This is a genomic window from Streptomyces sp. NPDC057302 (genome assembly GCF_042667685.1).
Lineage (GTDB): Bacteria > Actinomycetota > Actinomycetes > Streptomycetales > Streptomycetaceae > Streptomyces.
Map to the genome: position 1 here is coordinate 80,010 of NZ_JBHUZJ010000024.1, position 11,946 is coordinate 91,955.

The window sequence follows — 11,946 nt, forward strand, 5'->3', positions numbered from 1 at the left end:
GCCCGTTGCTTGCGTTCCGTAATCATCGTCAATCACATGCGTCACATGCAATCCCTGGCGTGACGATCACCTGTTCCAGGGAACAACTGCTCCCCTGTTCGTATCAGCCCGCCCGGGAGAACGAGCGGTGCGCCTCGACGAAGTGACGCTCGCCCTTCGACGCCTGACCGGCGGGCGCCGAGACCCACAGGTCGTACATCTTGCCGCCCTCGTCCCAGCTCAGGTCGAAGGTGCGGCGCGGACCGCCGTCACCCGATCCGCCGTTCCAGGTGAACTCCCAGACGGCGGCGGGGTGGCCGTTGTGCGTGGTCTCGCGGACCGAGCCATCGCGGTAGCCGGGGTAGTCCGACGGGCCGTCCTTGTGTGCCTGGCGCATCACCGCGAGCGGCCCTTCCGGGTCCAGGGGCTGGGGGTGGACGCCGATGCGGAACGCGTCGTCCGCCGAGTTGTAGAAGACGCGGGGCGGTTTTGACGAGCGGGCGAAGCCGGTGGGCGCCACCATCGTGAAGCCGGTCGGGTCGGAGACCGTGCGGTAGCCCGTGGGGGCCGGGTCGTCGGCGGATTCGTCCGGGTCGTCGGGGGCGCCCGTGCCGGCGGGGGTGGCGTTGCCGGGGCCCTCGGGTGACGGCTTGGGGGCGGCGGGGCCCTTCTTGCCGGTCTTCTTGGGGTTCTTCGGCTTGTCGGCGCTCTTGGACGGCTTCTTGCTCGGCTCCTTGGTCTCCTGCTTCTCGCGCACCTCGTTCGCGGCGCCGCCGCTGCCCGACGCCCGCGACCCCGTGTCGGAGTCGCCGCGCGTCATGAGCCAGGTGCCGGTGCCGCCCGCCGCGAGGGCGGCCACCAGGGCGCCGGCCAGGAGCGCCGTACGGATACGGGGGCGTGCGGGCGGTGCGGGGGCGGCGCCGAGCACGATCGCGTCGTCGGCGGGCGGCGGTGTCGCGGGCTCGGGGGCCGCGAACCGGGGGGTCACCGGTGTGCGCGGGACGGTGGGCAGGCGCTCCTCCACCAGGAAGCCGCGCAGGGCCTGTTCGGCCTCGTCGGCGCCGAGCCGCCGCTCGGGGTCCCGCTCGAGGAGGCCGCGCAGGACGGGGGTCAGCGGGCCCGCCGATTCCGGGATCGTGATCTCGTCCATCACGACGGCGTGCAGCACGCCGGCCACCGAGTCGCGACGGAACGGCGACTCGCCCTCGACGGCGGCACAGAGCAGCACCCCGAGCGACCAGAGATCGGACTCCGGGCCCGTGCGCTTGCCCGCCATGCGCTCCGGGGCGGTGTACTCGGGGGAGCCGACGAAGGCGCCCGTCTCCGTGAGCGTCGTCTGCCCCGCGACCTGCGCGATCCCGAAGTCGGAGAGCACCACGCGCTCCGTCCCCGCCTCCAGGAGCACGTTCGCGGGCTTGAGGTCACGGTGCAGCACCCCGGCGGTGTGCGCGGCGCGCAGCGCGGCGATCAGGGCGAGGCCGACGCGGGCCGCCTCGGCGGGCGGGACCGGGCCCTCCAGGGCCATCCGGTCGGCGAGCGAGCGGCCGTCGATCAGCTCCATCACGAGCCAGGGCTGCTCGGCGTGCTGGACGACGTCGTGCAGGACCAGGATGCCGGGGTGCTTCACCTGCGCGACCGAGCGCGCCTCGCGCAGCGTGCGTTCGCGCCGCCCGGCCGCGTCGGCGGCCGACTGCCCCGCGTCGACGTGCAGCTCCTTCACCGCGACGGCGCGGCCCAGCAGATCGTCCTCCGCCCGCCAGACCGTGCCCATGCCGCCGCGCCCGAGCGGTGTCGTGATGCGGTAGCGCCCCGCTATGAGATCCCCGTGACTTGCCATGGCCGCATCATACGAACTCACGTTGCATAAGGCGTAGTTGGGCCGTTTGGTGACCGTGGTGCGCGAGTGGCGTGCCCGAGCCGTGAAGGGAAGTGAACGGCGCACATGCTGGCGGCAGATGCCTCCGCGCGCCGGATACGTGGAGTGCCTGATCCGCTACTTTAGGTGACTTCAGTGGATCGCGTCGGGAGTGGTCCGCACGGTGGAGGGGACATCAGCATGATGCGAAACGTGATGCGCAAGGTGATGCGGCGGCGCATGACCGTGACCGTGGGGGCGCTCGTGGCCGCCATGACCCTGACGGTCGCGGTGTCGGGCTCGGCGTACGCGGCGCAGGGCACGCTGATCGTCAACGGCGCGCAGTACGACGACCCGAGCGGCTGCTTCGGCATCGACCGGTTCCCGTCCTCGGTGACCAACGACACCGACGCGATCGCGGAGGTGCACTCGGGCCCCGCCTGCAGCGGCCAGGTCGAGTGGCTGGTCTACCCGGGCGAGACGTACCACACGGAGACGGCCCAGAGCGTCTTCATCCTCTGAGCCGCTCCCTCCCTGCCAGGAGGCGGGCGCCGCGCACGTCATGGATCTTCATCGCGGTTTTACGCGACGGCCGATAGGGAGAGCCCATGCCGACTTCCCAGCTCCCGCCCGCCTCCGGCCCCGAGGGCCCGATCCGCACCGTCGCCCCCGCCCCGGTGACACCCCCCAAGGCGGTGCTCTTCGACTTCTCCGGGACGCTGTTCCAGATCCAGCCGTACGAGGACCGCATCCGCGCCGCGCTGCCCGGAGCGGTGGACGAGCACGAGATGGACGCCATCCTCATCTCCCTGGAGGCCGGCCTCTCGGACCCGGCCGTGATCGCGGCCCAGCGCGCACGCGACGTCTCGTCCAAGGCCCACCGCCACGCGTTCACCACGTGGTACGCGTCGGCTCCGGCGCTCGCCCCCTTCGCCGACGCCCTGTACGAGCAACTCCGATCCCCCGAACACTGGTTGCCGTACGCGGACACCGAGCGCACGCTGGCCGCGCTCGACGCGCGCGGCATCGCGCTCGGGGTGGTCAGCGACGTCGGCTGGGACCTGCGCCCGACGTTCGCCCGGCACGGCCTCGACCGCTGGTTCGGCAGCTGGGTCCACTCGTACGAACACGACACGGAGAAACCCGACCCACGGCTCTTCGCCCACGCGTGCGCGGAACTCGGCGTGGCCCCCGCCGACACCTTGATGGTCGGCGACCACCCCGCCAAGGACGGCGGGGCCGCGACCGCGGGGCTGCGGTCCTATGTGCTGCCGGGCGGCGCGTCGCCGGGGGCGGTGCGGGGGCTGCGGGCGGTGCTCCGGCTGGTCGAGGGGCCTCACTGATCGCGGCGCTGGACCGCCGTCACCGTGATGGCCGCCGCCGCAAGGGCCCACGCCGCATAGACCGTCCAGGCACCGGTGGCCGTCCACGGGAAGAGGTCCGGGGGGCCGCCCGGCTGGGCGAGGCGGTCCCAGGCGTTGAGGGGAAGGGCGTGGGAGAGGACCGCCGTCCAGTGGCGGTCGTCGGTGAGGACGGCGGGGAGCAGGATGAGGACGCCGAAGGCGGCGGCCATGGTGGTCGCCCCGTGCCGCACGAGCGTGCCCAGCGCCATGCCCGCCAGTGCGCAGACCGGGGCGAGGAGCGCCGACGCCACGACCGCGCGCAGTGCGCCCGGGTGGGTGATACCGACGCCCGCGTCGCGGCCGGACAGGATCGCCTGGGTGAGGACGAAGGAGCCCGCGCTGACCGCCGCGCCGAACGCCGTCGTCACAGCGGCGATCACCGTCACCTTGGCGGCCATCACCGAGCGGCGGTCCGGGACCGCCGCGAACGTCGTACGGATCAGGCCCGTGGCGTACTCGCCGACGACCGGCAGCGCGCCGACGGCCCCGAGGACGAGCATGTGGACCAGGGCGCCGTTCGAGGTGAAGGCGTGCAGGATCGGGATGCCGTCCCCGATGAAGTCCGCCCGGTCGGAGCCGTTGCGCTGCGACCAGTAGCGGTAGGTGTCGTAGGCGGTGCCTCCGTTGAACGCGAGGACCGTGAGCGCGCCGAGCACGAAGACCCAGGCCGTGGAGCGCAGCGACCAGAGTTTGATCCACTCGGCGGCGACCAGGTCGCGGAAGCGGGCGCGGGGCCCCGTGGCCGCCGCGAGGGGGAGTGTCGTCAGCGAGGTCATCGGAGTTCTCCTGCCAGGTATTCGACGCTGTCGGCGGTCAGTTCCATGAACGCCTCCTCCAGGGAGGCGGTGCGGGACGTCAGCTCGTGCAGCAAGACCCTTTGGTCCAGCGCGAGTTCGCCGATGCGGGCGGCGGGCAGGCCGGTGACGGTGAGCGTGTCGCCGTCGCCCTCCACCGAAGCTCCTTCGGCGTCGAGCGCGACCGTCAGCCTCGGGGCGTCCGGCGTCCGTACGGTCACGCTCTGCCGGGTGCCCCGCGCCGCGAAGTCCGTCAGGCTCTCCGCCGCGATCAGCTCGCCGCGGCCGATGACGACGAGCTGATCGACCGTGTTCTCCATCTCCGACATGAGGTGGCTCGACACGAAGACCGTGCGGCCATCGGCGGCCAGGCGGCGGAAGAGCCCGCGTACCCACTTCACGCCTTCCGGGTCGAGGCCGTTGAGCGGCTCGTCGAAGAGCAGGACCGGCGGATCGCCGAGCAGCGCCGTGGCGATCCCGAGGCGCTGCCGCATGCCCAGCGAGAAGCCGCCGATGCGCCGCCGTCCTGCGCCCGCGAGCCCCACCTCGCGCAGCACCTCGTCGACCCGGGAGCGCGGGATGCGGTTGGCGCGGGCCAGCGCCGCCAGGTGGGCCACCGCCGTGCGGCCGCCGTGCACGTCGCCCGCGTCGAGCAGCGCGCCCACGTGGCGCAGGCCGCGCGGCCGGTCGCGGAAGGGGCGGCCGTCGATGGTGACCGATCCGCGGGTGGCGTCGTGCAGGCCGAGCAGCAGCCGCAGCGTGGTGCTCTTGCCCGCGCCGTTCGGGCCGAGGAACCCCGTGACGTGTCCGGGGCGCACGGTGAAACTCAGGTCCCTGACGGCGGTCTTGCCGCCGTACCTCTTGGTCAGTTCGTTGACTTCGATCACCCGGACCACGGTGCCGGGGCGCGCACCCCGCTGTCGTCGGGCCCACGACGACATTCGCGCGGGCGGATGTCGACCGTGGGTGTACAGCCACGGTCCGATGACCTTGCGGGCCGGTGTCGTTACGATCGGTACATGCCCGCCACCCCGCGTCTTCCCCTGCTCAAGCGCATACCGCCGGGCGTCTGGACTGCAGTGACGTGGTGCGCGGTGACGGTCCACCCCCTCGTCGAGTACGTCCTGATGCCGCCGGGCCCCGGAGCGTCCTACTCCTATCCGCGGCACGGCATGGACGCCTACGGGCCCCGGCTCCTCCTGCTGCTCGGCGCCGCCCTGGCCCTCGCGGGCTGCGTCGTACTGAGCCGTCGGCCGCTGACCGCCATGGCCCTGCTCGTCGCGGGCACGGGTGCCTCGATGGCGGCGTGGCACCAGACGGAGACGGTGCCCGCGGCCTGCCTGCCGGTCACGGTCGCCCTCGGCTTCATCGCGGCCCGCGACTCCCGGCGGACCTCGCTGATCGCGGGCGCCCTGCCCTTCGGGGCGCTGTCCGCCCTCTGGGCGCTACGGGAGTTGGTCGGCTTCGGGCGGGACGACGGGACCGCGGCGGAGCCGTACGTCGCGCTGATCGGCGTCGTCGCCTGGCTCATCGGCAACTCCGTGCACCAGGCCCGTGTGTACGCGCGGAACCTGCGCTCCCAGGCTGCCGAGCAGGCGTCCGTCCAGGCCGTCACCACCGAACGGCTGCGCATCGCGCGGGAGTTGCACGACATGGTCGCGCACAGTGTCGGCGTCATCGCCCTTCAGGCGGGCGCCGCACGCCGGGTCATCGACACCCAACCCGACGGAGCACGCGAGGCGTTGACGGCCATCGAGGTCACCGGCAGGGAGACGCTGTCCGGCCTGCGCCGGATGCTCGGGGCCTTGCGCGAGACGGAACCGGGAGAGGGCGCGGCGGCCCTGGACCCCGAGCCCGGTCTTGCTTCCGTCGACCGCCTCGCCGAGACGACGACCGCCGCCGGAGTCCGGGTCGACGTGCGGTGGCTCGGCGAACTCCGGCCGTTGCCACCGGAGATCGACGTGTCCGCGTACCGCATCATCCAGGAGGGGCTCACCAATGTCGTACGTCATGCGAGCACCGCGTCGTGCAGCGTGTCCGTCGACTGCCGTGCCGAGGAGCTCACCATCGAGGTGACCGATGGCGGGCGGGGCCGCGGCGACACTCCGGCCACCGGATACGGCCTGCTCGGCATGCGCGAACGCGTGGGGCTGCTGCACGGCCGGTTCTCCGCCGGGCCACGCCCCGAGGGCGGCTTCCGGGTCGCCGCCCGGCTGCCCCTGCCGGCGGTGGTCCGATGAGCGGGCAGAGCCGACCGGCGGCGGCCCCGGCGCCCTTCCGCGTCGTACTCGTCGACGACCAGCCCCTCGTCCGCGCCGCCCTGCGCATGGTCATCACCGAGGCCCCCGACATCGAGGTCGCGGGCGAGGCGAGCACGGGGGCCGAGGCCGTCCGGCTGGCCGAGGAACTCCGGCCCGACGTCGTGGTGATGGACATCCGGATGCCCGGCATGGACGGCATCGAGGCCACCCGTCTGATCACCGAAGGGCCCAGCAGAGGCACGCACGTCATCGTCCTGACCACCTTCGACGAGGACGACTACGTCTACGGCGCGCTGCGCGTCGGCGCGGCCGGCTTCCTGGTCAAGGACATGGCGCTCGACGACATCCTCGCCGCGATCCGCGTGGTCGCCGCGGGGGACGGCCTGATCGCCCCGAGCGTCACCCGCCGGCTCATCAAAGAGTTCGCCGCCCGCCCGCAGTCCAACTCCCCTGCGCGGAAAGAGATCACGGGCATCACCGATCGCGAACGCGAGGTCCTGACCCTGGTCGGTGGCGGGCTCTCCAACACCGAGATCGCCGCCGAGCTCTCCCTCAGCGTCGCCACCGCCAAGACCTATCTGACCCGCCTGCTCGCCAAGCTGGACGCGCGTGACCGCGTCCAGCTGGTGATCATCGCGTACGAGGCCGGTCTTGTGGGGGTGCGCCGCTGAAAACCGCCGGGCTTCGTGCGGGTCCGCTGACCTGGGCAAGGGTCTTGTCGGGAGCACGTCGACAAGTTGTTAGCCTGCGGGGCGGATCATCGAACCCTGGAGGCCTCCGTGTCACCCGACCGCCCCACGATCGCCCTGGTCACCAGCAGGCCTCAGCTGGAGACCGGCCTCGACCGTGATCTCCCCGAGCTGGCACGCTCGCTCGGTGCGGCGGGCGCGGAAGTCGCCACCGTTTCCTGGGACGACCCGCGCGTCGACTGGGAAGGCTTCGACCTCGTCGTCATCCGGTCCGCCTGGGACTACAGCGAGCGCGTCACCGAGTTCGTGGCCTGGGCGGGGCGGGTCGCGCGGCTCACCGTGCTCGCCAATCCGGCGTCCGTGGTGCGGTGGAACACCGACAAGCGGTACCTGGAGGAGCTGGCGGCGGCGGGGATACCGGTCGTGCCGACCGTCTACCTGGCGCCCGGTGAAGCGGTGGAGATCCCGGACGACGGCGAGTTCGTCGTCAAGCCCACGTCCGGTGCGGGCGCGCGCTACGCCGCCCGGTACGAGAAGGGCGCGTACGAAGCCGCCGTACGGCACATCGAGCGGATGCACGGCGAAGGGCTCACCGCGATGGTCCAGCCCTACATGCCGCACATCGACGAGACCGGCGAACGCGCCCTCGTCTACGTAGGCGGGCGTTTCCTGCACGCCATACGGAAGGGCGCGGTGCTCACGCCGGGCACGGCGTACGACGACGAGAAGATGCCGCATCCCGATCTGCGCCCCTGGCAGCCGACCGCCGCCGAACTCGACCTCGCCGAGCGGGCGTTGGCCGCGGTCCCGGGATCGCCCGAGCTGCTGTACGCGCGCGTGGACCTCGTCGACGGCGCGGAGGGCGGGGCGCCCTGCGTCATGGAGCTCGAACTCGTCGAGCCGAACCTCTTTCTCGACCTGCACCGGGCCTCGCTGGCGGCCGTGACCGAGGAGATCCTCACCGCCGCGAGTTAATCGGGTGGACGTGGTGCGTGGGGCCTGATTAGCCTGCCGCCATGTCCAGTCCCGAGTCCGACAGACTCTAGCCACCGGCCGGCACGCCCGGTGGCCCTCTCGCACGTCACCGGATCCATCGCCGAAGCGGTTCACCGCCGCTGTGCGGACTGACATCCCCTCTCTCTTCTTGGCGCGGCAGCTGCGTGGCCCCCTGTCCCAGGGCGGCATCCGTGGCCGGCCGCCGCCTTGTCGATCCATGACGTAGGTGCGGAGTTCCTTCATGCCACTCGCTGTGCCCTTCGCTCTCCCCATGCTCGGACTTGCCGTCTTCGCGCAAGGCACGTCCGAGTTCATGCTCTCGGGTCTCGGCCCCGACATCGCCGCCGAGCTGCACGTGTCCCTGTCCACCGCGGGCGCCCTGACCTCCGCCTTCGCCGTGGGGATGATCGTCGGGGCGCCGGTGATGGCCGTCCTCAGCCGTCGCTGGCCACGCAGGAACGCGCTGCTCGGCTTTCTGATCACCTTTCTGCTCGTCCATGTCGTCGGCGCGCTGACCAGCAGCTTCGCCGTGCTGCTCATGACCCGCGTCGTCGCAGCGCTCGCCAACGCCGGGTTCCTCGCGGTGGCCCTGGTCGCCGCCGTCGGCATGGTCGAGCCGGACGCCAAGGGGCGGGCCACCTCGGTACTGCTCGGCGGCGTCACCCTCGCCTGCGTCGCGGGCGTACCCGGCGGCGCCCTCCTCGGGCAGTTCTGGGGATGGCGCTCCGCCTTCTGGGCGGTGGCCCTGCTGTCCGTGCCCGCCGTCCTCGCCATCCTGCGGTCGGTGCCCGCCGGCGCGCCCCCGCGTACGGAGGCGGGCGTCCGCGGGGAGCTGCGGTCGCTGCGTGCGCCGCGGCTCCGGGTGACCCTCCTCCTGGGGGCGCTGGTGAACGGCGCGACCTTCTGTACGTTCACCTACCTCTCGCCGGTGATCACCGACGTCACCGGTTTCGCCGATGGCTGGGTGCCTGCGCTGCTCGCGCTCTTCGGCGTGGGATCGTTCGCCGGGGTGACGGTCGCGGGGCGGTTCGCCGACGCGCGGCCCGTTCCGTTCCTCCTCACCGGCGCGGTGGCGCTGCTCGCCGGATGGGTGCTGTTCGCGCTGACCGCGGGGAATCCCGTGGCGGCCGTCGCGCTCGTACTCGTCCAGGGCGCGTTGTCCTTCGGCGTCGGCTCCGCGCTGATCACCCAGGCGCTGTACGCGGCCACCGGCGCCCCCACGCTCGCGGGCGGCTTGGCCACGGCCGCGCTGAACGTGGGCGCCGCGATCGGTCCGGCGGGCGGCGGCATCGCGCTCTCGGCAGGGCTCGGCCACCGCTCGCCGCTGTGGGTCAGCGCGCTGCTGGTGGCGCTCGCTCTGGGGGTGGGGGCCGTGGCGCTGCGCCGCGCTCAGCCGCCGTCCGGGAGCGAAAGCCGCTGGAGCAGCCCCCACGTGAACTCCGCGACGCACCGCCGCGGCTGACCCGCCCCGTCCGGTGCGGTGAAGGCGAGCCGCCAGCGGGTGGGCGCCGTGCCCTCCATGGGGCGGGCCGGGGCGAAAGCGCGGGCGGCCTCGTCCACCGTGCACGACCAGGGAGTGAGGTCCTCCAGGGTGTGGAGCGCGGGCCCAGGGGCGCCCGGCGTGCGGATCAGCCATTCGTTCCACACCGCGCCGTTCGGTGCCCGCAGGACCTCGAAGCGCAGGTCCGGCCAGAGCGGCACCGGCCACAGCAGGGCCTCGCACTCCAGGTCGCCGATCTGCCGGGACACGGTGGCCTCGGGGGCGCCCAGCACCGAGCGGTAGCGGGAGACCGCGCCGCGCGAGCGGGAGGAGCGGCTCATCGCCTGCCAGCGGCGGTTGGCCTCGCGCATGTCCGCGATGGAGACGCCGAGCTCGTGCCGGGCCGTCTCCACCAGGTCCGGATTGTGGTCGGCCATGCGGCGCAACAGGACCAGCTGGAAGTCGAGAGGCGTGAACGGGCCGGAGGGCCCCGGGGCGGAGGAGCTAGCGGACATGGGCTCCATGGTCGCGCACCACGGCGGCTCCCGGGCGGCGCCCGCCGGGAAGGAAGAGGACCGAGTTGACGTACCGGGGGCGGCGCGGCGTGAGCACCCTGCGCAGCAGCCCCTGCGACACCACGTACGACGTGTCGTTCTGGTGCGCCTCCAGGTCGAAACCGGCCAGCGGCAGCCAGGTGTGGTGGGGCAGGACCCAGCCCTGGTAGCCGTGGTGCCGGGTGAGCAGCTCGATGATCGGCTCGATCGGCTGGATGCGGGACTCCAGCTCGATGAAGAGCGCGGGCCGGTCGCGGGTGAGCAGATCGTGGGCGCCGTGCAGCACCGGGAGTTCGTTGCCGTCCACGTCGATCTTGATGAAGTCGACGTCGCGCAGGCCGAGCCCGTCCAGGGTCAGGCAGGGCACCTCGACGGCCTTGGCGTGGATGTCCCTGCGGATGAGCGAGGAGACCCCGCGGTCCCCGCGGTCGCCCTGCGGCAGCCAGAGCCTGGCCGTGCCGGGGCGGTCGGTGGCCGCGGCCTGGATCACCCGGACGTTGCCGGGCGTCGAGGACTCGAGGAGCCTGGCCAGATGCGGTACGGGCTCCACGGTCACCACACGGCGCGCACGCGAGGCGAGGCGGCGCGACCAGGGGCCGTACCAGCCGCCGACGTCCACGGCCGTGCCGCAGCCGCTGGGGCAGAGGTCGCCGAGGCGGGCGAGCTCCGGTTCGAAGCGGGGGTAGACGAGGCGGGCCAGGGCGCCGATGAGCCGGGCGGGGAGGTGCGGGGCCAGGCGGGCGGCCACGGTCTTGTGGGAGGCGGGCTCAGGGGCGGGGCTGTCGGGCTGCTCGGGCCCCGTCACGGGGAGATCCGCTTCAGGAGCTGCTCGTGCTCGTCCTCCGATATCTGCTCCCCCGAGGAGGGCAGCAGCTGCGGTATGCCGTCGATGATCGGGTAGCGGCGGCGCAGGCGCGGGTTGTAGAGGACCTCCTGCGGTACGAGGGGTTCGGCGGGCTCCAGGAGATGCAGCGGCCCCTTGTCCAGTGGGCAGGCCAGGATCTTCAGGAGGGGGTCTTCGGGGTTCATCAGCTCGTCAACTCCTTGGTCGGGGGCGTTGGTTGAGGCGGCGGTTCGTCATGCTTGGGCATGGCGAGGAGCACGGACACCGCGAGCGCCGTGCCCGCGATCCGCAGGGCGAGCCGCACCGGCTCGTCGGGCAGCGGTTCGCCGAACGCCAGGGTCCCGAGTACCGCGGTGAAGAGCGCGGTAACCGTCGTACACACGGGGACGATGAGCGAGGCCCGGCAGCGCTGGAGCGCCGCCTGGGACATGACCAGGCCGAACGCGCCGGTGAACAGCAGGAGATACGGGTACGGGGAGGCCAGCAGATGGAGCAGCGCGGAGCCGAGGCCCTGCGTGGTCAGATAGCTGGACACGCCCTTGATGGCGAGCGAGCTCACTCCGTAGAGGAGCCCGACGGCGACCCCGTACTCGACCCCGGTCGTCGGCATCCTGTGCCGGTGCTTGGCCCGCCGCTCGGCCGATCCGTAGAGCAGGACCCCCGCCGCGAGCGAGGGCAGACAGACCGTGAGGACGAGCGGCACGGGCGCGCTGCGGCTCACGGTGTCCGCTTCCTCGCTCAGCGAGAGGACGACCATGAGCAGCGCGAGCAGAATGGCCCCGACCGCGTACCGCTCGCGCCCCGAGGTCCGCTCCCCGAGCAGCACGGAGGAGAGCAGCAGCAGGAGCACGAGCCCGGAGACGAAGATGCCCTGCGCGGCGGCGATCGGCAGCGTCCGGTAGACGGCGAGCTGCGCCCCGAACCCGGCGGCCAGCGCGAGCGATCCGCCGATCCACAGCGGGCTGGAGATCACCTGCCGCAGCAGCCGTGCGGGGCTGCGCACGCTGACGGACGGCATCGCGGTGAGGGCACGTTTCTCCAGGACGAACCCGGTGCTGTAGAGGACGTTCGCAAGGAGGGCCGCGGCCACA

The 11,946-nt window shown here is 72.7% G+C and carries 13 protein-coding genes; 6 read left to right on the top strand and 7 right to left on the bottom strand.

What is annotated here, in order from left to right:
* Positions 1–103 precede the first annotated feature (103 nt).
* Complete coding sequence (locus ACFUPX_RS19115; RefSeq protein ID WP_383323370.1) at positions 104–1,816, bottom strand: protein kinase; 1,713 nt, start codon at positions 1,814–1,816, stop codon at positions 104–106.
* A gap of 219 nt (positions 1,817–2,035) precedes the next feature.
* Here ACFUPX_RS19115 and ACFUPX_RS19120 point away from each other — a divergent pair, with 219 nt between their 5' ends.
* Positions 2,036–2,356 (top strand): hypothetical protein, encoded by a 321-nt coding sequence (locus ACFUPX_RS19120; RefSeq protein ID WP_383323373.1) that lies wholly within the window; start codon positions 2,036–2,038, stop codon positions 2,354–2,356.
* A gap of 86 nt (positions 2,357–2,442) precedes the next feature.
* A complete protein-coding gene (locus tag ACFUPX_RS19125) occupies positions 2,443–3,177 on the top strand; it encodes an HAD family hydrolase (RefSeq protein WP_383323375.1) in 735 nt (244 codons plus the stop codon).
* On the opposite strand, the gene ACFUPX_RS19130 is transcribed toward ACFUPX_RS19125, so the two are convergent.
* Positions 3,171–4,013 carry an ABC transporter permease gene (locus ACFUPX_RS19130; RefSeq protein WP_383323377.1) on the bottom strand — a complete coding sequence of 281 codons (843 nt, stop codon included), beginning with the start codon at positions 4,011–4,013 and terminating at the stop codon, positions 3,171–3,173. The genes ACFUPX_RS19125 and ACFUPX_RS19130 overlap by 7 nt on opposite strands.
* Positions 4,010–4,918, bottom strand: coding sequence for an ATP-binding cassette domain-containing protein (locus ACFUPX_RS19135; protein ID WP_383323380.1), 909 nt, complete (start codon positions 4,916–4,918; stop codon positions 4,010–4,012). Before ACFUPX_RS19135 ends, ACFUPX_RS19130 begins: the two co-directional genes overlap by 4 nt.
* A gap of 132 nt (positions 4,919–5,050) precedes the next feature.
* Here ACFUPX_RS19135 and ACFUPX_RS19140 point away from each other — a divergent pair, with 132 nt between their 5' ends.
* The 4 genes from ACFUPX_RS19140 to ACFUPX_RS19155 all read left to right on the top strand — a co-directional run bounded on the left by ACFUPX_RS19140 (position 5,051) and on the right by ACFUPX_RS19155 (position 9,439).
* Entirely contained in the window at positions 5,051–6,271 is a 1,221-nt protein-coding gene (locus ACFUPX_RS19140; protein WP_383323383.1) for a sensor histidine kinase, read from the top strand.
* Positions 6,268–6,963, top strand: coding sequence for a response regulator (locus ACFUPX_RS19145; RefSeq protein ID WP_383323386.1), 696 nt, complete (start codon positions 6,268–6,270; stop codon positions 6,961–6,963). The genes ACFUPX_RS19140 and ACFUPX_RS19145 overlap by 4 nt, the downstream gene beginning before the upstream one ends.
* A 108-nt stretch (positions 6,964–7,071) precedes the next feature.
* On the top strand, positions 7,072–7,956 hold the full coding sequence (locus ACFUPX_RS19150) for a RimK family alpha-L-glutamate ligase (protein ID WP_383323389.1): 885 nt from the start codon (positions 7,072–7,074) through the stop codon (positions 7,954–7,956).
* Between the two features lie 274 nt (positions 7,957–8,230).
* The gene (locus tag ACFUPX_RS19155; RefSeq protein ID WP_383323444.1) at positions 8,231–9,439 is read left to right on the top strand and encodes a Cmx/CmrA family chloramphenicol efflux MFS transporter; all 1,209 of its coding nucleotides are present in this window, start codon (positions 8,231–8,233) and stop codon (positions 9,437–9,439) included.
* Here ACFUPX_RS19155 and ACFUPX_RS19160 read toward each other — a convergent pair.
* From ACFUPX_RS19160 to ACFUPX_RS19175, 4 genes are read right to left on the bottom strand one after another with little or no spacing between them, the layout of a single operon-like run.
* The gene (locus ACFUPX_RS19160) at positions 9,367–9,972 is read right to left on the bottom strand and encodes a hypothetical protein (RefSeq protein WP_383323392.1); all 606 of its coding nucleotides are present in this window, start codon (positions 9,970–9,972) and stop codon (positions 9,367–9,369) included. The genes ACFUPX_RS19155 and ACFUPX_RS19160 overlap by 73 nt on opposite strands.
* On the bottom strand, positions 9,962–10,816 hold the full coding sequence (locus tag ACFUPX_RS19165) for an FkbM family methyltransferase (protein ID WP_383323395.1): 855 nt from the start codon (positions 10,814–10,816) through the stop codon (positions 9,962–9,964). Before ACFUPX_RS19165 ends, ACFUPX_RS19160 begins: the two co-directional genes overlap by 11 nt.
* Positions 10,813–11,040, bottom strand: a complete 228-nt coding sequence (locus tag ACFUPX_RS19170) for a Trm112 family protein (RefSeq protein WP_383323398.1) — start codon at positions 11,038–11,040, stop codon at positions 10,813–10,815. Before ACFUPX_RS19170 ends, ACFUPX_RS19165 begins: the two co-directional genes overlap by 4 nt.
* A complete protein-coding gene (locus ACFUPX_RS19175) occupies positions 11,040–11,945 on the bottom strand; it encodes a hypothetical protein (protein WP_383323447.1) in 906 nt (301 codons plus the stop codon). The genes ACFUPX_RS19170 and ACFUPX_RS19175 overlap by 1 nt, the downstream gene beginning before the upstream one ends.
* Between the last annotated feature and the right edge of the window lies 1 nt (position 11,946).